The organism is Nonomuraea sp. NPDC049625 (assembly GCF_040675285.1).
GTDB classification, from domain to species: Bacteria; Actinomycetota; Actinomycetes; order Streptosporangiales; family Streptosporangiaceae; genus Nonomuraea; species Nonomuraea angiospora_A.
In genome coordinates this window covers 1-23250 of the sequence record NZ_JBFAOQ010000042.1, presented here as the reverse complement: position 1 = coordinate 23250, position 23250 = coordinate 1, and the positions used below count along the sequence as shown (strand labels likewise).

Here is a 23250-nt window from a genome sequence, read left to right as displayed (position 1 = left end):
GCGCCCTTGTTCCCGGCGGCATCGTTCGGCTGGCGGCCTGGCTGATCGGTGGCCGGCCGGCCACCGATCAGCCTGGCCGCGTGTGGACCTGGTGGCGTTGCGGTGCTTGAGTCGAAGTGATGCCGATCACTCCATGGCCCCGGTGAGGTGACCTTCCATGTCCCTTGACGACGCGACGGCCCAGTTCCTCAAGCAGATGAGCGAAGCAGGCGGCAAGCCGCTGCACGAGATGACACCCGAGGAGGCGCGCGCCATGGGCGGCGCGCTCGGCGACCTGTACGGCAAGGGCCCGGAGATGGCCCGCGTGGAGGAAGTGGTGATCCAGGCGGCGGACGGCGGATCGTTCGGCGCACGCGTGCTGGTCCCGGTGGAGGACCCGAGAGCGGTGATCGTGTACTACCACGGTGGCGGCTGGGTCATCGGCGCGCTCGACGAGTTCGACACCTTGGGACGGACGCTGGCGCACCGGACGGGCTGCGCCGTCGTCCTGGTCGACTACCGGCTCGCCCCCGAGCACCGGTATCCCGTGGCGGCCCGCGACGCCTACGACGCGCTGTGCTGGGCCGCCGCAAAGGAGCCGGACCTGCCGATCATCGTGGCCGGGGACAGCGCGGGCGGCAACCTGTCGGCCGTCGTGGCCCAGCGCAGCCGCGACGAGGGCGGCCCCGCCATCGCGCTGCAGGTCCTCGTCTACCCGGTGACCGACCACGACCTGGACACCGCCTCCTACACCGACCCGGCCAACCAGCTCATGCTGAGCCGCGACAGCATGATCTGGTTCTGGGACCACTACGCGCCCGACCCGGCCACGCGGGCGAACCCGGACGCCTCCCCGCTGCGGGCCCGGGACCTGTCGGGCCTGCCGCCGGCCGTCGTGCTGACCGCCGAGCACGACGTGCTGCGGGACGAGGGCGAGGCGTACGCGCGGCGGCTGCGCGAGGCCGGCGTCCCGGTGCTGTTCAAGCGGTTCGAGGGCCAGATGCATGTCTTCTTCACGATGGTGAACGTGCTGCCGGGCAGCGCGGCGGCGATCACCATGGTCGTCGAGGCGATCGACGGGAGCCTGCGATGAGGTACGACGCCGTCGTCGTGGGCGCGGGCTTCGCCGGCATGTACATGCTGCACAAGCTGCGCGGCCTGGGCCTGACCGTCCGCGTCTTCGAGACCGGCGACGGCGTCGGCGGCACCTGGTACTGGAACCGCTACCCGGGTGCCCGCTGCGACGTCGAGAGCATGCAGTACTCCTACTCCTTCGACGAGGAGCTCCAGCAGGAGTGGGAGTGGAGCGAGCGCTATCCGTCCCAGCCGGAGATCCTGCTCTACGCCAATCACGTCGCCGACCGCTTCGACCTGCGCCGGGACATCCAGTTCGAGACCCGGGTGACCCGCGCCGGCTACGACGAGAGCGCGAACCTGTGGCGCGTGGAGACCGACCGCGGCGACCACGTGTCGGCGACGTACCTCATCACCGCCGTGGGCTGCCTGTCTGCGGCCCGGATACCCGACTTCCCCGGTGCCGGCTCCTTCCGGGGGCCCAGCCACCACACCGGGCGGTGGCCGCACGAGGGCGTGGACTTCACCGGGCAGCGGGTCGCCGTCATCGGCACCGGCTCCTCCGGCATCCAGGCCATCCCGGTGATCGCCGAGCCGGCGGAGCACGTGACGGTGTTCCAGCGCACCGCCAACTACAGCCTGCCGGCCTGGAACCGGCCCATGGAGCCGGAGTACGCGCAGTGGGTGAAGGCCAACTACGCCGAGCTCCGCGCCGGCATGCGCACCTCCGCCTCCGGCGTCATGGGCACCTCCAACACCGCGTCGGCGCTGGAGGCGACGGAGGAGGATCGGCTGCGGGAGTTCGAGACCCGCTGGGCCAGGGGCGGCGTGGGCTTCCTCGGCGCCTACGGCGACACCGCGATCGATCCGGCGGCCAACGAGATCAGCGCCGAGTTCGTCCGTGAGAAGATCCGCGAGATCGTCACGGATCCGCGGGTGGCCGAGCTGCTGGCGCCCAAGGACCATCCCATCGGCACCAAGCGGATCTGCGTCGACACCGGCTACTACGCCACCTACAACCGCCCCGACGTGACCCTGGTCGACGTGCGTGCCGCGCCGATCGAGGAGATCACCCCGACCGGCGTGCGCACCGCCGACGCCGAGTACGCCGCCGACATGATCGTGTACGCCACCGGCTACGACGCCATGACCGGTCCGCTGCTCGGCATCGACATCACCGGCAGGGGCGGCCTGTCGCTGCGGCGCAAGTGGGAGGCCGGGCCGCGTACGTACCTGGGGCTGATGACGGCGGGCTTCCCCAACATGTTCACCATCACCGGGCCCGGCAGCCCGTCCGTGCTCAGCAACATGATGGTCTCCATCGAGCAGCACGTCGACTGGATCGCCGACTGCGTGGAGCGGCTGCGGGCCGGCGGCATCGCCACCATCGACGCCGACCCGCCGGCCGAGGACGCCTGGGTCGACCACGTGAACGAGGTCGCCGCCCGCACGCTCTACATGCGGGCCAACTCCTGGTATCTGGGCGCCAACATCCCGGGCAAGCCCCGGGTGTTCATGCCGTACGTCGGCGGCGTCGGCGCGTACCGGCAGAAATGCGACCAGGTCACGGCGGACGGCTATCCGGGGTTCGTGCTCTCCGGCTGACCGCCGAGGAGCCCTGTCACCTCGGTCGCCTCGCGAACGTCCTCAGAGGATGACTAGGGGGTCGCCGTGACGCGCGCGCAGCGCGTCGAGGACTTTCGCGATCGGGCCGCCGCGCGCTTCCGCGTTCGCGGGCCAGACGACGCCGAGCCGGAAGTGGAGATCCGGATCGTGCAGCGGGACGAGGACGAGGCCCGCCTCGCCGAAGATGCGGCCCGAGATGGTGCTGAGCGTGGTCAGCGACAGGGCTCTGGAATGAGTGACGTGCGCGGCGACCTGGACCGCGTCGTTGTGCGGCAGCTCACGGATCTGGGTGACGCCGCCCGCGCGCAGGTGGTCGCGGAGCCCGTTCATCACCAGCGGGTGCACCTTGTGCGAGGTGAGCAGCATCTGCCGGTCGGTGAGATCGGCGAGGGTGAGCCTGGGACGGCCGGCGAGAGGGTCGTCGGCGCGCATGGCGACGGCGAAGCGGTACTCCGCGAGCGCGAGGCTGCCGAGGCCGCCGGCGTCCACGGGCAGGTGGACGACGGCGATGTCCAGCTTGCGCGCCGCCAGCAGTCCGAGCAGCCCCGCGGACGGCTCCAGGGTCACCGGGAGCTCGGTCCCCGGGCTGACCTCAGCGAACGTCTCCAGGACCAGGTCCAGGACCTGGGTGGGGGCGAGCGGCGTGGCCCCCACGCGCACGACCGCCGGCGGTGGGGCGGCCCCGGCGGCCAGCTCGGCCAGCGCGTCGAAGCGGGCCAGGACGTCGCGGGCGGGATCGAGGAACGTCCGCCCGAAGGAGGTCAGCTCGACCTGGTGGTAGCGCCGGTCGAACAGGTCGTGGCCGAGCTCCTTCTCCAGCTCGCGGATGCGCCGGCTGAGCGGGGAGGACGTCACGTGCAGCCGCTCGGCGGCGCGGCCGAAGTGGAGCTCTTCTGCCACGACCATGAAGTAGCGGAGCTGCTGGATGTCCACCCGGCCAGGGTATCGGCCCTGCGCGGGCCCCCGACGAGCCCCCGTGCCGGCTCACGCCGGGTGGAACACGGGGACCGCCTCTCCCCCTTCGGGCCGCTGGAAGGCGACGCGTACGTGCATGCCGCCGTACACGTCCTCAGGCGCGACCTCGACGATCCGGCCCTGGATCCACGGCTCCTCGTCCAGCTCGACGATCCCGACCACGAACGGCGGCCCGCCCTTGGCGTGCACCACGGACCAGCTCACCACCACGCCCGTTCCGGCCGCGGCCGTCCAGGACGGCTCGGGTGAGGCGCACTGCGGGCACGTACGCGCCTGCGGCGCGGAGTGGGCGCCGCAGGCGCCGCAGCGCCGGATCAGCAGTTCGCCACGGGCGGTGCCGTCGAAGAACGCGGCGGTGGCCGCGTCGCGGTGGACGATTCCCACAGGCATCGGCGTGCTCCTATCGGGCGTGCGGGCTGAGGATCAGGGTGGAGTGATGGTCGAGGATGCCGCCGTTGCCGCTGACCAGCACCATGTCGTTTCGCGGCGCCTGGCGGTCGCCGCCGTGGCCGCGGGCCTGGATGACGGCTTCGGACAGCGGGGTCATGCCCCACATGTAGTAGGAGGAGAGCTGGCCGCCGCCGGTGTTCACGGCCAGGCTCCCCTCCGGTCCCAGCACGCCGCTCGCCACGAAGGGCCCGCCCTCGCCCTTGGCGCAGAAGCCGTAGTCCTCCAGGGAGATGAGCGCGGTGTAGGTGTAGCAGTCGTACAGCTCGGCCACGTCGATGTCGGCGATCGTGATCCCGGCCATCTTCAGCGCCGTGGGACCCGACAGGGCCGCGCCGCTGACCAGGCCGAACTCGCTGTCCCTGCCCATGACGTACCCCGGGTGCGCCTGGCCCCAGCCGCGGAGGTGGACGGCGGGCTGCGCGAGGCCGGCGGCCCGGTCGGCGGAGGTGACCAGGACCGCGACGCCGCCGTTGCTGACCAGGCAGCAGTCGAGCAGGTGGAACGGCTCGGCGATCCACCTGGAGCTCTGGTGGTCCTCGACGGTGATCGGGTCACGCAGCTGGGCCAGGGGGTTCCCGGCCGCCCAGGCGCGCTGGGCGACGGCGATGTGGCCGAGCTGCTCGCTCGTGGTGCCGTACGTCCGCATGTGCCTGCGGGCGGCCAGCGCGTACATGGTGTTGGCGCTGTAGATGCCCGAGGCGGCGGTCAGGCCCTGCCAGCCGGTCGGCCGCCGGCCCGCGGCGGCGTAGGCGGCGCCGCCGCCTGCCGACTTGTCCTTCAGCGGGGCGTCGGCGAAGACGCAGGCCACGATGTCGGCCATGCCGGACATCACGGCCATGGCGGCGTACTGGACCATGGCTCCGGCGGACGAGCCGTACGCCTGCACCTCCGACAGCAGGCGCAGGTGGCGCAGCCCGAGGTCGCGCTGGAGGCCCAGGCCGACGTCGCCGGTGATGCCGGTGTTGGTCAGCAGCCCGTCCACCTCGTGCAGGTCGATCCCGGCGTCGGCGGCGGCGAGCCGGACGGCCTCGGCGGCGAACTCGGGGGCGGTCCTGCCGTAGACCTTGCCCATCTCGGTGATGCCGAGACCGGCGATCACGGGCGCCCTGTTGATCGTCATGGTCATCGGCCCTCCCAGACGGGGGCGCGCTTCTCGGCGAAGGCGCGCGGCCCCTCCTGCGCGTCCGCGGAGCGCATGATCGCGGCACCCTCGGCGGCGGTCCGCTCCCAGGCGGCCTGTTCCGAGGCGACCGTGCCGTCCGCGATGCCCCGCGCGATCCGCTTGCTGGCCTGTACGGCGAGCGGCGCGTTTGCGCTGATCATCTCGGCCAGCGCGAGCGCGGCGGGCACCACCTGCTCCTGCGGCACGACCCGGTTGACCAGGCCGAGCCGCAGGGCCTCGGCGGCGGTCACGGGCTCGCCGGTCAGCAGGATCTCCATGGCCACCTTGGCCGGCAGCTGCGCGGCCAGCCGGAACGCGCCGCCCGCGCCGGCGATGATGCCGCGCTTGACCTCGGGAAGACCGAACCGGGCGCCCTCCGCGGCCACCACCAGGTCGGCCCACAGGGCGATCTCGGTGCCGCCGCCGAGCGCGAACCCGTTGACGGCGGCGATGACGGGCTTGGCGATCGGATGCGTCACGCACCCGGCGAAGCCCCAGTGCGGTTTGAACCCTTCGGTGGAGAACTCCCCTCGGGCCACCTCCTTGAGGTCGGCGCCGGCGCAGAACGCCTTGTCCCCGGCCCCGGTCAGCACCACGGCCCGGATCCCGGTGTCGGCGTCGGCCTCGTCCAGGGCCTCGCCGACGGCGCGGGTCAGGGCCCCGTTCACCGCGTTGCGCGCCTCGGGCCGGTTGAATGTGATCAACATCGTGTGGTCGCGGCGCTCGACGAGCGCGGCGGGCTCACCCATGGTCAACTCCTTCAGCTGGTTCTTCCAGTACGCCCGCCTCGATGAGCGCCTGGATCTCCGGTTCGGCCAGGCCGAGCAGCTTCGCGGCCACCGTCCGGGTGTGCTCCCCCGCCAGCGGCGCCGGGCGCAGCTCGGGGTCGGCCACCCCGCCGAAGGTCGCCGGGCCGTTCTCGGTCCGCATGGCGTGCCCGATGTGCGGGTGGCGCATCTCGCGCAGGAAGCCGCGGGCGGCGAGCTGGGGATCGTCGAGGTACTCGATCACCCGCTGCATCGCCCCGGCCGGCACGCCCGCCGCCTGCAGCCGTTCCATGACCTCGCGGGGCGGGGTGTCCGACGTCCACGCGGTCACGGCGGCGTCGACGAGCCCGCGATGCGCGCGGCGGCCCGCGGCGGTGGCGAGCCGCGCGTCGGCGAGCAGGTCGGCGCGGCCGATGACGCCGCACAGGCTCCGCCACTGCTCATCGCCGTCGACGCTCACCACGCACCACTCGTCGTCGCCCGCGCACGGGTAGAGGCCCTGGGGCGCGTCCCATTCGCCGCTGTTGCCGTGGGCGGTGAAGGAGCCGGGCTCCAGGGACTCGCGCAGCAGGCTCGTGGACAGCTGGGTGAGGATGGTCTCGGCCTGGGAGACGCTGACCGTGCCGCCCTTCCCGGTACGCCGCCGCCGGATCAGCACGGCCAGCACGGCGACGGCGCCGACCCGTGCGGCGAGATGGTCCGGATAAATGGTGATGCCGTCGCAGAACCCCGCCTCCACGCCGGTGTCACGCCAGAGCCCGGTCAGGCCGGTGGAGGCGCGTACGAGGGGGCCGTACCCCATGCGGCGGCTCCACGGCCCGGTCGGGCCCAGGGCGCTGCTGTCGGCCATGACGATCCGGGGGTTGAGCTCGCTGATGACGTCGTAGCCGAGCCCCAGCGACTCCAGCGTGCCGGGCTTGAAGTTGGACAGGATCACGTCGGAGTCGGCGGCGAGCCGTTTGAAGAGCTCCAGCCCTTCGGGCGAGCGGAGGTTGATCCCGGCGCTGAGCTTGTTGCGGTGACCCCAGGCGAAGCCGGCGCTGATGGCCTCGCCGGTCAGCGACTGCCGGCTGCCGTCGGGGTAGGCCCGGCTCTCGATCTTGATGACTTCGGCGCCCTGGTCGGCGAGCAGCCGGCCGAGCTCCGCGCCGACCACGATGACGCCCAGGTCCAGCACGCGGAGCCCGTCGAGTGGCCGCCGCCGGGGCGCGCCATCGGCCGGGACGGCCGGAGGAGTGGCCGGCGGCGTCTCGGCGAAGACCTCGTCGTCGTGCTCCCCGGCTTCGGGGGCCCGGCCGCGGAATCCGGCCCGTATGCCGTCCAGCTCGACGTACCCGGACGGCAGCCGGCCGGTCAGGCCTGGCGCGATCTCGGCGTCGACCAGTCCTCCTCGTGCGCGGAAGTGCGGGCCGGCGAGCACCTCTCCGGGGGCGAGCAGCGACGCGATCGGCACGCCGCGCTCCTGGCCCTGGGCGACGAGCTCGTCCCTGGTCCTGTCCTTGAACAGGTCGGCGATCAACGCGTGCAGCCGCTCGGTCGCGCCGTAGCGGCCCGCGAGGGTGTCGTACTTGGGATCGGCGAACTCCTCGGGCTCCCCCAGCCAGCCGAACATCCCCCGCCACTGCCGCTTGGCCAGCACGCAGATCCGTACATATCCATCCGCGCACGGGAAGATCGGGTAGAGGCTCCCCGCGTCGGGGCGGCCGCGCGGCAGCGCCGTGGCCGGCACGCCGCCGGTGGCGGAGCCGCCGATGCCGAAGCCCGGGTCCAGGACCTGCGCGGTCATCTCGTACACCGAGCAGTCGACGTGGTCGCCGCGTCCGGTCTCGAGCCTGTTCGTGTACGCCAGCAGGCCCGCCCACGCGGCCTGGACGGCGGCCGACTCGTACGCCAGCGGGCCCGGCGGCACGACCGGCTCGCGGCCGGGGATGCCGGAACGCGACAGCACGCCGCCGAGCGCCAGGTGCGTCCAGTCGGTGCCGGCCCAGTCCCGGTACGGGCCGCTCTGCCCGAAGTCGGTGATCGAGATGACGACGAGCGCGGGGTTGCGCGCGAGCAGCGCGTCCGCGCCGAGGCCGAGCCCGTCGAGGGTGCCGGGCCGTTCGGTCTCGATGAGGAAGTCGGCCCCGGCGGCCAGGCCGAGCAGCCGGTCGCGGCCGGCGGGGTCGTGCAGGTCCAGGGTGATGCCGCGTTTGCCGGCGTTGTGCGTGGCGAAGTAGAGGCTCACGCCGTCGTGGAGCGGCTCCCGCCGGCGGGTCGGCGCGCCTCCCGGAGGCTCGACGCGGATGACGTCGGCTCCGAGGTCGGCCAGGAACCGGCCGCACATCTCGGCCTTGCCGTCGGCCAGGTCGATGACACGGAGACCGGCGAGGGGAAGATCCCCGGTTGCGGGCATGGTGAATCACCCCACTGTGTGTGGCGGGCGGGTGCGGAGTACGCCGGACATGACCTGTCCCGCGGATCGTCGGGGACAGGTTCCTGAGGTGAGACTGCCACGACGGTTCCGGGCTGAAAACGTCCGAATCGGCAACGTGGCACGCGTCCCAATCGGCAACGTGCGCGGTTGACGTGCGGCATCGACCATCACGAAACTCCAGGTCATGGACGTACAGCAGCTTCGGTGCTTCCTCGCGGTCGCCGAGGAGCTCCATTTCGGTCGCGCCGCGGAGCGGCTTCACCTGACGCCCTCGCCGGTCAGCCGCTCCGTCAAGGAGCTCGAACGGGAGCTGGGCGTCGACCTGTTCGTCCGCCGCTACCACCAGGTCGAGCTCACCGCCGACGGCGCGCTCCTGGCGGGCCGGGTACGCGACATCCTGCAGCAGCTGGACGGCCTGAAGGACGTGATCAAGGAGGCTGCCAGGAGACAGGTGGCGCGCGTGGGCGGCACCCACCTGTGCCCGCCGGCGGTGATGGATCGCTTCCTGGCCCTGGCCGGGCAGGCGCTCCCCTCCCACACGGTCGAAGCGACGATAGGGCCGTCCGCCGAGCTGCTGCCGGCCCTGGAGCGCGGTGAGCTCGACGCGGCCCTCGTCCACCTGCCGCTGGACCGGCCCCGGCTCGACAGCCTGGTGGTGGCCCGCTACCTGTTCTCCGTGGCGATGCGGGCCGACGACCCGCTGGCCACCGCCTCCGAGCTGACCTTGAAGGACCTCGCGCACCGCACCCTGACCATCGGCCCGCCCACGCCTCAGCCGGTGGCGGTCAACCTGTTCCACGAGCGGCTGAAGAACGCCGGCATCACCTCGTTCCACCGGATGCCGGACAACGACGCGGTCATGCTGGCCAGCCGCATCCGCCGCGACGGCGGGATCACGCTGACGATCGACCCGCGCAACGGCGGCAGCGCCCGGGTCTACGACGACCCGGCCTTCGCGGTCGTCCCCCTCCGCGACGACCTGGACTTCCTGCTCGGCGTGGCCTGGAACCGGTCCCGGGCGCGGCAGGACGACGCCGTCCGGGAGCTCGTCCAGGTGGCACGCCAGGAGTGGGCCGGGCGCCGCCTCACCCTCTGACGGCGGGGCACGTTGCGGATTCGCGTACGTGCACGTGCGCGAAAGCGCAATGGTCACCGGCGGTGCGGCCTGCTTACGGTTCCACGCACACCGCTACGTGAGGCCTTTGTGAGGCGTTCGCCGCCCCTGCCGCAGCGGTGCCTTTGCGCTACCCCCTAGGAGGCCACGATGTCTCAGACACCCCCCTCGCCCGTGTCCGTGTCGGCCGGCAACATCGATGCCCGCATCGACGCCATGGCGAAGGTCGGGCTCAGCCGCGCCGCATGGTTCGCGCTCATGCTCTGCTTCTTCTTCGCCAACTACGACATCTCCGTCCTCACCATCACGCTGCCCTCCATGCGGGACGAGCTCGGGCTGGCGGGAGCCGAGCTGGGGTACCCGGTCACGTGGAACCTCGTCGGCTACTGCGTCGGCGCGTACGCGTTCGGGCACGTCGCCGACCGGCACGGCCGGCAGAAGGGCCTCGCGCTGACCATCGCCGCGCTCGGCCTCGGCGGATTCCTCACGGCGTTCTCGTGGGACGTGTGGTCGCTGACGTTCTTCCGGTTCCTGACCGGGTGCGGCATGGGCGCGGTGCTCGCGCTCTGCTCGGCCTACATCGGCGAGCTGGCGCCCAAGCACCAGCGCGGCGGCTACCTCTCACGCCTCTACATGGTGGGGACCGTGCTGCTCCTGGTGATCGGGTTCGCGTCGCTGCCGGTGCTGGCCGCCTCCTCCGGCGGGTGGCGGTACCTGCTCGCCTTCGGCGGCCTGGTGCTCCTGGTGCTGCCGCTGATCAACGACAAGGCGCTGGTGGAGTCGCCGCGCTGGCTGGTCGCGATGGGCCGGTCCGCCGAGGCCGACCGCATCGTCCGCCGGATGGAATCCCGCGTCGGCCTGCCCCCGGGCGGCACCGTCTCCGTCCCCGACGCCGCCGAGACCGCCGCCGCCGCTGACGACAGGCTGCCGGTCCGGGCCCTGTTCCGGCCTCCGTACCAGAGCCGGATGCTCATCGTGCTCGGCTTCTGGTTCGCCTTCTACGTCGCCATGTACGGCTACGCCAGCTACCTGCCGCTCATCCTCGAGGGCATCGGCATCTCGACCTCCGACGCGGTCCTGGTCAGCGTGCTCACCCGCGCCATGCCGCTGGTGTCGGGCCTGGCCGCCGTGCTGCTGGTGGAGCGGATGGAACGCCGCACCATGGTCATCATCGGCACGCTGGTGTTCGCGGCCTCGCTGCTGCTCATCACCCTCGACCTGGGCGAGACGGTCGCCACCGTCGGGGCGCTGTTCAGCTCGTTCGGCATCGCCTTCATGGCCACCCCCGCCTACACCTACACGGCGGAGGTGTTCCCCACCCGGGCGCGGGGCACGGCATCCGCCATCGCGGACGGGGTCGGACACCTGGGCGGCGCGATCGCGCCCCTCGTGGTGCTGCCCGTCCTGACCGCCTTCGGGGCCCGGCCGGCGTCGTTCGTGATGGTGGGCCTGCTCGTGATCGCGGCCGGCATCATCCGTCTCGGCGTCCGCACCCGGGACCGTTCGCTGACGGAGATCGCCGCCTGACGTCCGCCCGGGAGCGCCGACGGCGCCCGGGCGGAGCCGGCCGGTCAGGTCAATCCGACAGCTCCTCGAGGAGCCGATCCACCTCCTCCTCGGTGTTGTAGTAGTGAACGGAGGCCCGCACCACCGACGACAGGCCCCGATCGGTCATGTCCAGGAGCGTCGACGGAGCCCGTGAGACGCTGACATTGATCGATCGGCCGGCCAGCCGTTCCTTGATCTCCTCAGCGGGTTCGCCGTCGAGGGTGAAGGTGACGATGCCGCACCGTTCGGCCCCCTGGTCGTGCACCTGGCAGCCGGGCAGCTCCGTCAGCCGCCCCCGCAGGTGATCCGCCAGAGCGTAGACCCGGTCCCGGATGTTCCCGGGCCCCCAGGCGAGCGCCTCGTCGATGGCCGCGCCCAGCCCGAGCCGGGCGGCCACGCCGTACTCCCAGTTCTCGAAGCGGCGCGCGCCCGGCTGCACCTCGTAGCGCGACGGCTCCGTCCAGCGGGCGCCGTGCAGGTCGAGGAAGGGCGGGTCGAGCCGGTCGAGCGCGGTACGCCGCACGTAGAGCAGCCCCGTACCGCGCGGAGCACGCAGATACTTGCGGCCGGTCGTGGACAGCAGGTCGCAGCCGATCACCTCGACGTCGATCGGCAGCTGGCCGACCGACTGGCAGGCGTCCAGCAGGAACAGCGCGCCGACCTCCGCCGCCACCTTGCCCACCTCGGCCGCCGGGTTGACCAGGCCGCCGTTGGTCGGGACGTGTGTGATCGAGATGAGCCGGACGCGTTCGTCGGCCATCCGGCGCAGCGCGTCGACGGAGATCTGGCCGAGCCCGTCGTTGGGCACCACCTCCACCTGGACCCCGAAGCGCTCGGCGATCTGGAGGTAGGCGATGAAGTTGCTGGCGTACTCGGCCTTGCTGGTCAGAACACGGTCGCCGGCCCGCCACGGCACCGCGTAGAAGGCCAGGTCCCACCCGCGGGTCGCGCTGTCGACGAGCGCGATCTCGTCCGGCGCGCAGTTCAGCAGGCGGGCCGCGGAGGTGTAAACGGCGGCGAGCCGGTCGGCGGCCTGCGCCGCCGCCTCGTATCCGCCTGTTTCCGCTTCCAGCCGCAGGTGGTCGATGACGGTGGACAGCACGCCGCTCGACGGCAGCGCGGAGCCCGCGTTGTTGAAATGCGCGACATGTCCGACACCGGGCGTCAGTGCCCGTGCCGCGGCGACGTCGATCATGAGGCCACCAGCCGCAGGAAGGCCCGGACCCGGGGATGGTCGGGCGTGGTGAAGAAGCTCGACGGCGGCCCCTGCTCGATCACCGTGCCGCCGTCCATGAAGACGACCCGGTCGGCCACCTCCCGCGCGAACGCGGTCTCGTGCGTCACCACCACCATCGTCATCCCTTCCCGCGCGAGCTCGCGCATCACCTGGAGCACCTCCGCGTGCAGCTCGGGGTCGAGCGCCGAGGTGGGCTCGTCGAACAGGATCACCTCGGGCTCCATGGCCAGCGCCCGGGCGATCGCAACCCGCTGCTTCTGCCCGCCCGACAGCTTCGCCGGGTAGCAGTCGCACTTGTCCTCCAGCCCCACCCGGGCCAGCAGCTCCCGCCCTCGGGCCGCCGCCTGGGCGCGGGGAACCCGCCGTACGGAGACCGGGCCCTCCATGACGTTCTGCAGGGCAGTCAGGTGCGGGAACAGATTGAACTGCTGGAAGACCATGGCGGTACGGCGGCGCAGTTCGCGCACCTTTCTGGCCGGCAGGCGCGCGCCGCAGGTCACTTCGGCGCCGCACACGCCGATCGTGCCCCGCTCCGGCTCCTCCAGCAGGTTCAGGCAGCGGATCAGCGTGGTCTTGCCCGAGCCGGACGGCCCCATGACCACCACCACTTCACCATGCTGGACGTCCAGATCGACACCTTTGAGGACTTCCAGGTCGCCGAATCGTTTGTGAAGCCCACGAACAGTGATCACGCGTAGGCCCTCCTCATCCGCTTCTCCAGCGTCTGCTGGCCGATCTGCAGCAGGGTGTTGACCATCCAGTACAGGAGGCCTACCAGCAGCAGCGCCTCCATGTAGCGGAAGGTCGAGGTGCCGATGCCCTCGGCCACCCGGGTCAGCTCGACGACGGTGACCGCCGAGGCGAGCGAGGTGTCCTTCATCAGCGCGACGAACCTGCTCCCCACGGCCGGGGTCGCGATCCTGATCGCCTGCGGGAAGATGATCCGGCGCAGGGTCCTCCAGTACGGCATGGCCATCGAGGCGGCCGCCTCCCACTGCCCCTTGTCCACGCCCAGGATCCCGGCGCGGAAGTTCTCGCTCAGGTAGGCGGCGCTGAACAGGGTGAAGGCGATGATCGCGGACGGGATGGGCGGGATCTCCAGCCCGAGCTGCGGCAGCCCGAAATAGACGATCATGATCTGGATGAGCAGCGGCGTCCCACGGAACACCGACACGTAAGCGGCGGCCAGCGCCCGCAGCACGCGACTGGAGGAGATGCGGGCGAGCGTCACCAAGGCGCCCAGCACGCTGCCGAGGACGAACGAGATCACGCCCAGCACGATGGTGACACCGAGACCGGTGAGCAGGTCGGGCAGGAAGTCGATCAGGAGATCCATCAGACCCCCTTGAGCTGCTCGGCCATGTCGAGGCCGCCGAGCCACTTCTTGGAGATCGCGCTCAGCGTCCCGTCGGAGATCATGTCGCCCAGGGCCTGGTCCACTGCCTGCTTGAAGGCCGTCGAGCCCTTGGCGAAGGAGATGCCGTTGACCTCCGACTCCAGCAGCGGGCCCGCCGGCTTGACCGCCAGGCTGTTCTTCTGCGCCAGGAAGGCGCCCTGGAAGCGGGAGACGAGGGCGGCGTCGGCGCGGCCCCTGCCGACCTCGGTCAGGCCCAGGGTCGCGTTGTCGTAGGTCTTGATGTCGGCGTCCGGGATCGACTTCTTGGCGAACGCGGCCTGGGTCGTGCCCGCGGTCACCGCGACCTTCTTGCCTTTGAGGTCGGCCACCCCGCTGATGCCCGAACCAGCCGCCACGAAGATCGAGATGCCGTTCACCTCGTACGGACGGGAGAAGTCGACCTGCTCCTTGCGCTCGTCGGTGATGGTCTGGCCCGAGATCACCGCGTCGAACCTGCCGGCCTGAACCCCGGCGATGAAACTCTGGAAGTTCGACGGGACGAACTCGACCTTGGCGACCCCGAGCCGCTTTGCCAGCTCGTTGGCCACGTCCACGTCATAGCCCGCGGGCTTGCCGTTCTCCAGGAAGTTCCACGGCGGGTTGGCCTGGGTCTGTGCCACCCGGATCACCCCCGCGGCTTTGACACGCTGGAGGAGATCGCCCTTGGCCTGGCCGGATCCGCATCCGGCGACTGCGATGACTAACACGACGAGGAGTGAGGAGCGGATCATGGTGCGATCCCTTCATACCTCTAGGGGGTACTTGCGTTCTGCCAACGGTCTCTCCGGCCGGGACACTTCGTCAAGTACCCCCGAGGGGTAACTTTCGGACAAACCGAAGTGTGCCTTTTGTGCCGTTCCCCCGCAGAAAGGCGGCGTTCACCCCCGACCGCGCCCCCGAGCGGCGTCCATGCTCATCGATCCGCCTGGCGCCGCCGGGCGGCCTGCGCGACTCGCCCACCCGGCAGCACCTCGGCGTTCAGCCGGCGACCACTTCGTAACCGATCTCTTCGACGGCGTTCCTGATCTCCGCGTCGTCGAGCGGACCGTCCGAGGCGACGGTGACCTGCCCGGTCGCCAGCTCGACATCCACCGAGGAGACCCCGGCAATCTTGCCGATCTCGGTCTTCACCTTGCCGGCACAACCGCCACAGGTCATTCCCGACACCTTGTACGTGTTCGTGCTCATTGCGGCATCCCCTTCCCTTCATACCCCTACCAGGTATATTTCACAGGAGACCGTACGCCGCGATCATCTTCGAGACAAGCTATACGGGCCAGGGGTATATGAGATCTATGTCACGTTGCAACCCATATACCCCCCATAGGTATGGTCGTCGCATGAGCAGGCTTAACAAGATCACCGTTGTCGGTGCTTCGCTGGCAGGGCTGCGGGCCGTGCAGACACTGCGCCGGGAGGGCTTCGCGGGCGAGGTCACGCTGGTCGGCGCCGAGACGCATGTGCCGTACAACCGCCCGCCCCTGTCGAAGAGCGTGCTGCACGGCGACGACGACATCACACTCCCGGGGGCGGAAGAGCTCGACGACCAGTGGCTGCGCGGGCGCAAGGCCGTACACCTCGACACCCGGAACCGGACGGTCACCCTCGACGACGGCACCGAGGTCGGCCACGACGGGCTGGTCATCGCCAGCGGCGCGCGCCCGCGGCGGCTCGACGGGGTGCACACCCTGCGCACCATCGACGACGCGCTGGCGCTGCGCGCGAAGCTCGACTCGGGACACGAGCACGTGCTGGTCATCGGTGGCGGGTTCATCGGCGGCGAGGTGGCCTCGACGGCACGGCAGCTCGGCCGGAAGGTCACCCTGATCGACTCCGCGCCGTACCCCATGCACGCCGGGCTGGGCGAGGAGGCAGCGCGCTGGCTGGCCGCGCACCACGAGCGCAACGGCGTCGAGCTCATCACGAACGTCCGGGTCACCGCCGTGGACGGTGGCCGAGTCCGGCTCAGCGACGGCCGCACCGTCGCCGCGGACCTGGTCGTCGGCGGCATGGGCGTGCTGCCGAACACCGAATGGCTGGACGGCAGCGGCCTGGCCGTGGACGACGGCGTGCTGTGCGAGCCGACGCTGTTCGCGACCGGCTCGACAGACATCGTGGCCGCGGGGGATGTCGCACGCTGGCCGCACACCCACTTCGGCGGGGAGACGGTACGCATCGAGCACTGGTCCAACGCCAACGAGCAAGGCGCGGCCGCCGCCCGCAACCTGCTGGCCGGGGCGGAGAACGCTCAACCCTTCGTGGACGTGCCGAACTTCGCCACCCATGTGCATGGCGCCCGCATCCAGACCGCCGGACTGCCGCACCTCGCCGACTCGGCGAGCATCGCCACCGGCTCCCCCGAAGAAGACCGCTTCGCCGTGGCCTTCACGCGGGACGGCGTGCCGGTCGGCGCCGTCGCCGTCAACTCTCCCAAGGACCTGATCAAGCTGAAGCGGGCGATCACGGCACGCGAGATGCCTCCATCACCGTGATCGCGAAGCTGACGCCACGAAGAAGGGCAGCGCCAGGAACATGCGTCCCACCTGGGCGCGCGTCCTCTGGTCACTCACCCACGCCGCTTCCTGTTCGCGGGTGACGGCTCCGGCGGCGCGTGCTCCCTCCGCGATGCCGGTGAGCATGGGCAGCATGGCCGTATCGGTGAAGACGCCCAGGTGCGCCTCCACCTGGACGTCCTGGAAGCCCGCGTCGAGCAGCAGGTTGCGGTAGCGGCGAGCCGCACGGGGATTCGGGACCAGGTCGGCACGCGCGTGCACGATGGCCCGGGTGAGCACCGGGTCATCGGAGTCGATGATGAAGGCGTCCCAGTCCTGCCCGACGAGCACGATACGCCCGCCCGGAGCCAGCACCCGCTTCGCCTCCTCCAGCGCCTTGGCCGCGTCGGCGAGCTCGTGAAAGACCTTGTCGGCTCGGTACCCGGCGACCTGCCCGTCGTCGAGCGGCAGGTCGAAAGCGTCGCCGATCCGGAAGTCCGCATGCGGCCGGCGATGGCGGGCCGCCGCGATCATCTCCTCGCTGACGTCCACGCCGATCGAGCTCATCCCGCGCTCCGCGAGTTCCTCGACCGCGCGGCCCGCGCCGCAGCCGACATCCACCACGGCCGCGCCGTCGGGGAGGGTGAGCAGATCGTACGAGCGCGTGCGCAATGCGACGGCCCCGGGCAACGCGTCAGCGACGTCGAGCAGCTTGATGAGTGATTCCATCGAGTTGTTGTCTTTGGACATGTGGGCCAGCATGCGACTTAATGTCGACATGAAGTCAAGTGCGACCATGAGCATCGGGGAAATCGCGGAGCGGTTCGGCCTGGCGACGCATGTCCTGAGGCACTGGGAGGCGATGGGCCTGATCGCGCCGGCCCGTATCGAAGGAGCTCGCCGCCGCTACGGGCCTGACGACCTCTACCGGGTGGCCGTGATCCTGCGTGGCAAGGAAGCCGGGTTCAGCCTGGAAGAGATCCACGAGATGACGGCCACCTCGGACGCGGCAGCACGGCGCGCTGTCCTGCTGCGCCGCCGGGAGGAGCTGGCCCGGCGCATCGCCGAGGCGCAGGCGTCGCTCGAGCTCATCGACTGCGCGTTGGACTGCGATCACGAGGACTTGGCCGGTTGCCCCTATTTCCGGTCCGCGGTCGAGGAGCGGGTCCCCGCGGCCGTCACGCCTTGAGGCCGGCACCTGGCGCCCGAGTGGCCGACGTCTACTATGGCTAATGGTAGATCGAGCGCTACCGGGCGGATGTGGAGGAGAACCATGACGACCGGGGACATCAAGGATCGCAGCACGGCGGTTCTCGACGTGAGCGGGTTGCAGTGGGCCTCGGAGCAGAACGTGGTGCGTGCCGTCCTGAGCCGCCGCCCCGGAGTGATCGAGGTCGAGGTGAACCCGGTCGGGCAGACCGCGGTCGTGGTGTTCGACCCGAGGGCCACGTCCTTGGCCGAGCTGCGCCGCTGGGTACAGGAGTGCGGCTATCACTGCGCGGGGCAGTCCGTACCGTCGCATGTCTGCGATCCCCTGGCAGAACCCGACCCGCCGGGCGTCGCCGAAGCCGTCCGTGAGGCCCCCGCCGAGCATGGGGAGCACGCAGGTCCGTCGCCGCACGAGGCGATGGGGCACGGGGGCCATGGCGCCATGTCGATGAAGGCCATGGTGTCCGACATGCGCAACCGGTTCCTCGTGGCGGCCGTGCTGTCCGTCCCGATCCTGATCTGGTCGCCGATCGGGCGCGAGGTGCTGGGGCTGGACGTGCCGGTGCCGTTCGGGCTGCGCGAGGACGTGTGGGCGCTGCTGCTCAGCCTGCCGGTGATCTTCTACTCCTCGTGGATCTTCTTCGACGGCGCCGTACGGGCGCTGCGGGCCCGCACGCTGGACATGATGGTGCTGGTCGCCGTGGCGATCGGGGCGGGCTGGCTGTACTCGCTGTACATCACGCTGACCGGCGGCGGGGAGGTGTTCTACGAGGCGGTGACCGTGCTGGCGGCGTTCGTCCTGCTGGGACACTGGTTCGAGATGCGCGCCAGGGGCGGCGCCAACGACGCGATCCGCGCGCTGCTCGACCTGGCCCCGCCCAAGGCCGTGGTGATCCGCGACGGCGAGCAGGTGGAGATCCCCACCGCCGAGGTCGTGGCCGGGGACGTCCTGCTCATCCGTCCCGGCACGAAGATCGCCGTCGACGGCGAGGTCATGGAGGGCGAGAGCGAGGTCGACGAGTCGATGGTCACCGGCGAGAGCCTGCCGGTGCACAAGGCCCCCGGCTCTGCGGTGGTCGGCGCGACCATCAACAAGAACGGCACCCTGCGCGTACGGGCCACCAAGGTCGGCGCCGACACCGCCCTCGCCCAGATCGTCAAGCTCGTCCAGCAGGCCCAGAACTCCAAGGCTCCCGGGCAGCGCCTGGCCGACCGGGCGGCGTTCTGGCTCGTCCTCGTCGCGCTCATCGGCGGCGGGCTGACGCTGGTGGTGTGGCTGCTGGCGGGTGCGGCGGCCGGCACGGCGATGCTGTTCGCCATCACCGTCGTCGTGATCACCTGCCCCGACGCGCTGGGCCTGGCCACCCCCACCGCGATCATGGTGGGCGCCGGCCTCGGCGCCAAGCGCGGCGTGCTGTTCAAGAACGCCATGGCACTGGAGACCTCGGCCCGCATCCAGACCGTGGTCATGGACAAGACCGGCACCCTGACCAGGGGCGAACCGGAGGTCACCGATGTGATCGCCGACGGGATGGAGGAGGCCGAACTGCTGCGGCTGGCCGCCGCCGTCGAGCGCGAGTCCGAGCACCCGCTGGCCGAGGCCGTGGTCCGCCACGCCGACGCGCATGCTCCCGGGGTCCTGCGGGTCACCGGGTTCGAGAACGTCCCGGGTCATGGCGCCACGGCTCAGGTGGACGGACGCCGGGTCCTGGTGGGCAACACGAAGCTGATGCAGGTCGAAGGCGTCGAGCTGGGCCCGCTGGCCTCCCGGCGCGAGGAGCTGGCCGCGGGCGGGCGTACCGCGGTCGTCGTCGCGGTGGACGGCCGCGCGGCCGGGCTGATCGGCATCGCCGACGCGCCCCGCGACAGCTCCGCGGCCGCGGTGGCGGCGCTGCACGAGGCCGGCGTCGAGGTCGTCATGCTGACCGGCGACAACGAGGCCACCGCCCGGCGGATCGCCGACCAGCTCGGCATCGACACCGTGATCGCCGAAGTGTTGCCGGGCGACAAGGCCGCCAAGATCGTCGAGCTGCAGCGCGACGGGCGCAAGGTCGCGATGGTCGGCGACGGCGTCAACGACGCCCCCGCGCTCGCCCAGGCCGACCTCGGCATCGCGATCGGCGCGGGCACCGACGTCGCCGTCGAGACCGCCGACGTGGTGCTCATGCGCTCCGACCCGCTCGACGTGCCGACGGCGCTGGTCATCGGCCGCGGCACGCTCCGCAAGATGCGCCAGAACCTGGGCTGGGCGATCGGCTACAACACGATCGCGCTGCCGATCGCGGCCGGCGTCTTCGAACCCGCCTTCGGCCTGGTGCTGCGACCGGAGATCGCCGCCCTGTCCATGTCCGGGTCGAGCGTCATCGTCGCGGTCAACGCACTCGCCCTCAAGGGGCTCCGCCTGCCGCGCCCCGTCGCTGCCGGAGACTGAGCACCGGCCGACGGCCGTCTCGTGGCGACCATGCGCCGGCCGCCACCTAGTCTGAGTGCTCTTCCGCGAGTTCTTCGACGGTTCCGCCGGTGGACAGCCGGTCCAGGACGCCGAGCAGGTGCGGGCACTCGCTCGTGGGATGGTCAGCGGGACAGGTCAGCGCCGCTGAGAGGAACCGGCGGGCGCCCTGGGCTCGCTCGATCAGGGCGTCCAGCTCGTCGATCTGGCCCCGCACCGCTGATCGCCATTGCTCGCCGGACCCGTCCATGACGGCGGCGGCGGTGTCGAGCCGGACTCCGAGCCGTTGCATCAGGGCGACCAGTGCGAGGCGGCGCAGCTCGGTCCGGCCGTACATCCGCCTTCCGGCATGGCGAGCCGCCGGCCGTACCAGGCCTCGTTCCTCGTAGTACCGCAGAGCCGAGGTGTTGAGGCGGAGGCGACGGGCGGCCTCACCGATGGATATGAGCTCCATGCGTCCATTTGACTTCAACCCGCCTTGAACCGCGAACCTGGGGGCATGGCCACCAAGGAGATCCAGTCCTGGGCGTACGACGAGCCGATCCGCTCTCCGTTCGCCCTTCCGCAGGGAGTCCTCGGGCGTTTGGCGGGGCGGCTCATGCTGTGGCTCAACGATCCGGGCGAACTCGTGACGCTCATCGGGAAGCAGGGCAGCGTGCTGGAGGCCGGATGCGGGCCGGGTGGCCTGCTGCGGCACATCGAGGCCGAGCGAATCTGCGGCATCGACCCGTCGCCCGAGATGCTGCGCCAGGCGGCCCGGCACAACCGCGGACGCGACGTCGAGCTGCGGCTCGGCACCGCGGCGGACACGGGCTGTCCCGACGACAGCTTCGACGTCGTCGTCTCGGTGAACAACGTGGCGATGTGGCCGGACCTGGAGGCAGGCATCCACGAGTTGCGTCGGGTGACCCGGCCACGTGGCAGGCTGCTCATCGCCTGGCACAGCGCCACCGGCCGCTCAGCGATCGCCAGGAAGAATGCTCTCACCGAGGAGAAGCTGGGGCGTATCGCTCACGCCCTGGGCGAGCCGGCGCAGCGCCATGAGCTCACGAACCTGACCGTTCTCGAAAGGCGCTGCCCAGACTCGGCGTTGCCGGAGCACAGGCGGACGTAGGCCCCTGGCCGGGTTCCGTTGATGACGGGCGAGGGGGTCCTCAGGGGAGGATGAAGGTGCCTCCGGCCGCGGCCGCGAGGTCGGGGCCGAGGGCGGCCGCAGGCGTGTAGGCGCCGGGCTTGCCTTCGCCACGGGCGAGGCGTGCGGCGATTTCGGCGGCGGCGCCGGCGGTGTAGTCCATGCCGTCATCGGCGCGTAGCCATCCTTCGCGGCTGGTGCCGTCCGGCCAGATGATGACGGCGTGTCCCCAGGAGTGCCGCCGGGGACGGGAGGCCGCCTTGAGCCGGAGGCCGGCCACCTGGCGGACGGCGAAGCGGCGCAGCGCTGGGATGGACAGCAGCTTCCCGGCGAGCGGAAGGATCGCTCGTACGGCCGCGCCGGTGGGGACCAGGACGGAGGTGGCGGTGACGTTCGGCGCTCCGCTGGCCCGCTGCGCGGCGATGAGCTCGCCCGAGGGGGCTCCCGCCGATTTCACCTTCTGCCCGTCGGGGAGGGTGAGGTGTTGCGCGTCTGCGCCGAGCCTGGTCCTGATCAGGCGGCCGTCTTCGTAGCGGAGTCCGCCGGTGGTCAGCACGTCGATGATGGAGGCGGCGAAGGCGGCACCCACGACGCCGGCCTCGATGGCCACCGAGGCCAAGGCGTCCACCCGCACGTGGCTGGGGGCGGGGCGGCCGGCGCACAGGGCGACGACGACGGCTTCCGTCGCGAGAACGCCGAATCCGGCGCCGGTCACCAGGGTGCTGCCGGCCGCTGCCGCCTCTTCGTGCAGGTCGAGGAGCCGGGAGGTGGCGGTCGGGTCGGCGGCCAGGTCCAGGTAGTGCCCGCCCGGCATGCAGGCGCGGGCCAGCCGCAGGGCGGTTTCGGCGTACTCGCCGATGGTGTTGACCACCACGGTCGGCCGCTGCTGTGCGATCTGTTCCGCGATCTTCTCCACGGTGCCGGCGACGACGACCTTCACCCGGTCGCCCCGGCCGAGTTTCGCTCGCGCCTTGTCCAGGCGGTCACGGTCGCGCCCGACCAGCGCTATCGGCACATTTCGTGAGGCCAGGCGGGCGGCGACGGCGGCGCCGATCCGGCCCGTCGCTCCCAGGATCCATACCTCACCGGTCCGTGCGTCGGGCATGCCGTGAGTCATGGGACTCCCTCCGGGCTGAAATCCAGGTGATGTCTCACTGTGTCATCACTGATGCTAGCACCGACGACACACTGAGACATCATTTGTTATTGTCAGGCCATGGCGAGATGGGATCCCGGAACCGAAGAGCGCCTGATCAAGGCCGCACTGGAGCTCTACGCGGAGCACGGATACGACAACGTGACCGTGTCGCAGATCGCCGAGCGCGCCGGCATCACCCGGCGCTCGTACTTCCGCTACTTCCCCGACAAGCGTGAAGTCCTCTTCGCCGGCTCCGAGCGGCTGCCCACCGCGATTCAGCAGGCCGTCCTCGCCGCCGCCGAGACCTCATCGCCGCTGGCCACCGTCCTCGCCGCCCTCGCCGACGTCGGCGCTCAGCTTGCCGAACAGGTCAAGAACGTCGCCGAGCGCCGCGCCGTGATCGACGCCAGCGCGGAACTCCAGGAACGCGAGCGCACCAAATTCGCTGCCGTCACCGCCGCGATCCGCACCGCACTCGAACAGCGCGGCACCGAAACCGGCACGGCACACCTGGTGGCCCAGATCGCCATGGTCGTCTTCCAGAGCGCCTTCGACCAATGGGCCAACGCGAACGGCCAGACGGACTTCGTCGCCTGCCTGCGGGTCGCCGCCGCATCGCTCCGGGACACCGTGACCGCGGACTCGACGAACAGGACCCCCAGTTGACTGCTTCGCGGGTCTCCGTCGGCTGCGCCCAGATCTTTGGCGGCACGTCCTGTGGCCCGAAGGCGGTGATCGCCTTCGGGCCACAGGACACGGTTCCTATTTGAAGCGGCGCAGCCGCAGGCTGTTGCTCACCACGAACACGCTGGAGAACGCCATCGCCGCGCCCGCGATCATCGGGTTGAGCAGCCCCAGCGCGGCCAGCGGCAACGCGGCCACGTTGTAGGCAAAGGCCCAGAACAGGTTCCCCTTGATCGTCTTCAGCGTGCTGCGGGACAACCGGATCGCCTCCGGCGCCACCCGCAGATCGCCCCGCACCAGCGTCAGATCCGCGGCCTCGATCGCGGCGTCCGTGCCGGTGCCCATCGCCAGCCCCAGATCGGCCTGAGCCAGCGCGGCGGCGTCGTTGACCCCGTCGCCCAC

The 23250-nt window shown here is 71.1% G+C and carries 23 protein-coding genes; 9 read left to right on the top strand and 14 right to left on the bottom strand.

Translation table 11 applies throughout. The features are described from left to right. The first annotated feature begins 157 nt into the window (after positions 1–157). Entirely contained in the window at positions 158–1072 is a 915-nt protein-coding gene (locus AB0J87_RS63740; protein WP_363985699.1) for an alpha/beta hydrolase, read from the top strand. Continuing rightward, entirely contained in the window at positions 1069–2658 is a 1590-nt protein-coding gene (locus tag AB0J87_RS63735; RefSeq protein ID WP_363985697.1) for an NAD(P)/FAD-dependent oxidoreductase, read from the top strand. Before AB0J87_RS63740 ends, AB0J87_RS63735 begins: the two co-directional genes overlap by 4 nt. Positions 2659–2700: 42 nt before the next feature. On the opposite strand, the gene AB0J87_RS63730 is transcribed toward AB0J87_RS63735, so the two are convergent. Genes AB0J87_RS63730 through AB0J87_RS63710 form a run of 5 tightly spaced genes read right to left on the bottom strand, consistent with a single transcriptional unit; the run spans position 2701 to position 8428 of the window. Continuing rightward, positions 2701–3612: a LysR family transcriptional regulator gene (locus AB0J87_RS63730; protein WP_350742685.1), complete on the bottom strand. Its 912-nt coding sequence runs from the start codon at positions 3610–3612 to the stop codon at positions 2701–2703. A gap of 51 nt (positions 3613–3663) precedes the next feature. After that, a complete protein-coding gene (locus AB0J87_RS63725; RefSeq protein WP_363985695.1) occupies positions 3664–4044 on the bottom strand; it encodes an OB-fold domain-containing protein in 381 nt (126 codons plus the stop codon). Between the two features lie 10 nt (positions 4045–4054). Further along, entirely contained in the window at positions 4055–5230 is a 1176-nt protein-coding gene (locus AB0J87_RS63720) for a thiolase family protein (protein WP_363985693.1), read from the bottom strand. After that, positions 5227–6015, bottom strand: a complete 789-nt coding sequence (locus AB0J87_RS63715; protein ID WP_363985691.1) for a crotonase/enoyl-CoA hydratase family protein — start codon at positions 6013–6015, stop codon at positions 5227–5229. The genes AB0J87_RS63720 and AB0J87_RS63715 overlap by 4 nt, the downstream gene beginning before the upstream one ends. Then, positions 6008–8428: a CoA transferase gene (locus tag AB0J87_RS63710; protein WP_363985689.1), complete on the bottom strand. Its 2421-nt coding sequence runs from the start codon at positions 8426–8428 to the stop codon at positions 6008–6010. Before AB0J87_RS63710 ends, AB0J87_RS63715 begins: the two co-directional genes overlap by 8 nt. A gap of 205 nt (positions 8429–8633) precedes the next feature. On the opposite strand from AB0J87_RS63710, the gene AB0J87_RS63705 reads away from it, so the two are divergent. Both AB0J87_RS63705 and AB0J87_RS63700 read left to right on the top strand, forming a co-directional pair. Next, positions 8634–9545, top strand: coding sequence for a LysR family transcriptional regulator (locus tag AB0J87_RS63705; protein WP_363985687.1), 912 nt, complete (start codon positions 8634–8636; stop codon positions 9543–9545). A gap of 168 nt (positions 9546–9713) precedes the next feature. Next, positions 9714–11090 (top strand): MFS transporter, encoded by a 1377-nt coding sequence (locus AB0J87_RS63700; protein ID WP_363985685.1) that lies wholly within the window; start codon positions 9714–9716, stop codon positions 11088–11090. A 49-nt stretch (positions 11091–11139) separates the two neighbouring features. Here AB0J87_RS63700 and AB0J87_RS63695 read toward each other — a convergent pair whose 3' ends face one another. The 5 genes from AB0J87_RS63695 to AB0J87_RS63675 all read right to left on the bottom strand — a co-directional run bounded on the left by AB0J87_RS63695 (position 11140) and on the right by AB0J87_RS63675 (position 14932). After that, the gene (locus AB0J87_RS63695) at positions 11140–12306 is read right to left on the bottom strand and encodes an aminotransferase class V-fold PLP-dependent enzyme (RefSeq protein ID WP_363985683.1); all 1167 of its coding nucleotides are present in this window, start codon (positions 12304–12306) and stop codon (positions 11140–11142) included. Beyond that, positions 12303–13040 carry an amino acid ABC transporter ATP-binding protein gene (locus tag AB0J87_RS63690; RefSeq protein ID WP_355212839.1) on the bottom strand — a complete coding sequence of 246 codons (738 nt, stop codon included), beginning with the start codon at positions 13038–13040 and terminating at the stop codon, positions 12303–12305. Before AB0J87_RS63690 ends, AB0J87_RS63695 begins: the two co-directional genes overlap by 4 nt. Next, positions 13037–13684, bottom strand: coding sequence for an amino acid ABC transporter permease (locus AB0J87_RS63685; RefSeq protein WP_363985681.1), 648 nt, complete (start codon positions 13682–13684; stop codon positions 13037–13039). Before AB0J87_RS63685 ends, AB0J87_RS63690 begins: the two co-directional genes overlap by 4 nt. Then, the gene (locus AB0J87_RS63680) at positions 13684–14475 is read right to left on the bottom strand and encodes a transporter substrate-binding domain-containing protein (protein ID WP_363985679.1); all 792 of its coding nucleotides are present in this window, start codon (positions 14473–14475) and stop codon (positions 13684–13686) included. The genes AB0J87_RS63685 and AB0J87_RS63680 overlap by 1 nt, the downstream gene beginning before the upstream one ends. 247 nt (positions 14476–14722) lie before the next feature. Further along, positions 14723–14932, bottom strand: a complete 210-nt coding sequence (locus AB0J87_RS63675; protein ID WP_363985677.1) for a heavy metal-associated domain-containing protein — start codon at positions 14930–14932, stop codon at positions 14723–14725. Between the two features lie 152 nt (positions 14933–15084). On the opposite strand from AB0J87_RS63675, the gene AB0J87_RS63670 reads away from it, so the two are divergent. Beyond that, positions 15085–16236, top strand: coding sequence for an FAD/NAD(P)-binding oxidoreductase (locus tag AB0J87_RS63670; protein ID WP_363985675.1), 1152 nt, complete (start codon positions 15085–15087; stop codon positions 16234–16236). On the opposite strand, the gene AB0J87_RS63665 is transcribed toward AB0J87_RS63670, so the two are convergent. Next, the gene (locus AB0J87_RS63665) at positions 16228–17034 is read right to left on the bottom strand and encodes a methyltransferase domain-containing protein (protein ID WP_363985673.1); all 807 of its coding nucleotides are present in this window, start codon (positions 17032–17034) and stop codon (positions 16228–16230) included. The two genes, AB0J87_RS63670 and AB0J87_RS63665, sit on opposite strands and share 9 nt — an antisense overlap. On the opposite strand from AB0J87_RS63665, the gene AB0J87_RS63660 reads away from it, so the two are divergent. Next, positions 17033–17425, top strand: coding sequence for a MerR family transcriptional regulator (locus tag AB0J87_RS63660; RefSeq protein ID WP_363985671.1), 393 nt, complete (start codon positions 17033–17035; stop codon positions 17423–17425). The two genes, AB0J87_RS63665 and AB0J87_RS63660, sit on opposite strands and share 2 nt — an antisense overlap. Before the next feature lie 84 nt (positions 17426–17509). Further along, positions 17510–19876 carry a heavy metal translocating P-type ATPase gene (locus AB0J87_RS63655; RefSeq protein ID WP_363985669.1) on the top strand — a complete coding sequence of 789 codons (2367 nt, stop codon included), beginning with the start codon at positions 17510–17512 and terminating at the stop codon, positions 19874–19876. Between the two features lie 46 nt (positions 19877–19922). On the opposite strand, the gene AB0J87_RS63650 is transcribed toward AB0J87_RS63655, so the two are convergent. After that, positions 19923–20348, bottom strand: a complete 426-nt coding sequence (locus AB0J87_RS63650; RefSeq protein WP_363985667.1) for a MerR family transcriptional regulator — start codon at positions 20346–20348, stop codon at positions 19923–19925. 45 nt (positions 20349–20393) lie between these two features. Between AB0J87_RS63650 and AB0J87_RS63645 the strand changes: the two genes are divergently transcribed. Beyond that, positions 20394–21008 carry a class I SAM-dependent methyltransferase gene (locus AB0J87_RS63645; RefSeq protein ID WP_363985665.1) on the top strand — a complete coding sequence of 205 codons (615 nt, stop codon included), beginning with the start codon at positions 20394–20396 and terminating at the stop codon, positions 21006–21008. A 40-nt stretch (positions 21009–21048) separates the two neighbouring features. Here AB0J87_RS63645 and AB0J87_RS63640 read toward each other — a convergent pair whose 3' ends face one another. Then, the gene (locus AB0J87_RS63640) at positions 21049–22131 is read right to left on the bottom strand and encodes a saccharopine dehydrogenase NADP-binding domain-containing protein (RefSeq protein ID WP_363985663.1); all 1083 of its coding nucleotides are present in this window, start codon (positions 22129–22131) and stop codon (positions 21049–21051) included. 111 nt (positions 22132–22242) lie between these two features. Between AB0J87_RS63640 and AB0J87_RS63635 the strand changes: the two genes are divergently transcribed. Then, the gene (locus AB0J87_RS63635; protein WP_363985661.1) at positions 22243–22830 is read left to right on the top strand and encodes a helix-turn-helix domain-containing protein; all 588 of its coding nucleotides are present in this window, start codon (positions 22243–22245) and stop codon (positions 22828–22830) included. A 96-nt stretch (positions 22831–22926) separates the two neighbouring features. On the opposite strand, the gene AB0J87_RS63630 is transcribed toward AB0J87_RS63635, so the two are convergent. Continuing rightward, positions 22927–23250, bottom strand: a 324-nt coding sequence (locus tag AB0J87_RS63630) for an HAD-IC family P-type ATPase (protein ID WP_363977561.1), incomplete at its 5' end; no start/stop codon positions are given.

Coding starts and splice junctions, on each gene's coding strand:
- AB0J87_RS63675 (WP_363985677.1), bottom strand. CDS start 14,932: ATGAGCACGAACACGTACAAGGTGTCGGGAATGACCTGTGGCGGTTGT.
- AB0J87_RS63685 (WP_363985681.1), bottom strand. CDS start 13,684: ATGGATCTCCTGATCGACTTCCTGCCCGACCTGCTCACCGGTCTCGGT.
- AB0J87_RS63635 (WP_363985661.1), top strand. CDS start 22,243: ATGGCGAGATGGGATCCCGGAACCGAAGAGCGCCTGATCAAGGCCGCA.
- AB0J87_RS63710 (WP_363985689.1), bottom strand. CDS start 8,428: ATGCCCGCAACCGGGGATCTTCCCCTCGCCGGTCTCCGTGTCATCGAC.
- AB0J87_RS63670 (WP_363985675.1), top strand. CDS start 15,085: ATGAGCAGGCTTAACAAGATCACCGTTGTCGGTGCTTCGCTGGCAGGG.
- AB0J87_RS63660 (WP_363985671.1), top strand. CDS start 17,033: ATGAGCATCGGGGAAATCGCGGAGCGGTTCGGCCTGGCGACGCATGTC.
- AB0J87_RS63640 (WP_363985663.1), bottom strand. CDS start 22,131: ATGCCCGACGCACGGACCGGTGAGGTATGGATCCTGGGAGCGACGGGC.
- AB0J87_RS63680 (WP_363985679.1), bottom strand. CDS start 14,475: ATGATCCGCTCCTCACTCCTCGTCGTGTTAGTCATCGCAGTCGCCGGA.
- AB0J87_RS63720 (WP_363985693.1), bottom strand. CDS start 5,230: ATGACCATGACGATCAACAGGGCGCCCGTGATCGCCGGTCTCGGCATC.
- AB0J87_RS63705 (WP_363985687.1), top strand. CDS start 8,634: ATGGACGTACAGCAGCTTCGGTGCTTCCTCGCGGTCGCCGAGGAGCTC.
- AB0J87_RS63695 (WP_363985683.1), bottom strand. CDS start 12,306: ATGATCGACGTCGCCGCGGCACGGGCACTGACGCCCGGTGTCGGACAT.
- AB0J87_RS63740 (WP_363985699.1), top strand. CDS start 158: ATGTCCCTTGACGACGCGACGGCCCAGTTCCTCAAGCAGATGAGCGAA.
- AB0J87_RS63645 (WP_363985665.1), top strand. CDS start 20,394: ATGGCCACCAAGGAGATCCAGTCCTGGGCGTACGACGAGCCGATCCGC.
- AB0J87_RS63735 (WP_363985697.1), top strand. CDS start 1,069: ATGAGGTACGACGCCGTCGTCGTGGGCGCGGGCTTCGCCGGCATGTAC.
- AB0J87_RS63650 (WP_363985667.1), bottom strand. CDS start 20,348: ATGGAGCTCATATCCATCGGTGAGGCCGCCCGTCGCCTCCGCCTCAAC.
- AB0J87_RS63655 (WP_363985669.1), top strand. CDS start 17,510: ATGACGACCGGGGACATCAAGGATCGCAGCACGGCGGTTCTCGACGTG.
- AB0J87_RS63725 (WP_363985695.1), bottom strand. CDS start 4,044: ATGCCTGTGGGAATCGTCCACCGCGACGCGGCCACCGCCGCGTTCTTC.
- AB0J87_RS63700 (WP_363985685.1), top strand. CDS start 9,714: ATGTCTCAGACACCCCCCTCGCCCGTGTCCGTGTCGGCCGGCAACATC.
- AB0J87_RS63715 (WP_363985691.1), bottom strand. CDS start 6,015: ATGGGTGAGCCCGCCGCGCTCGTCGAGCGCCGCGACCACACGATGTTG.
- AB0J87_RS63665 (WP_363985673.1), bottom strand. CDS start 17,034: ATGGTCGCACTTGACTTCATGTCGACATTAAGTCGCATGCTGGCCCAC.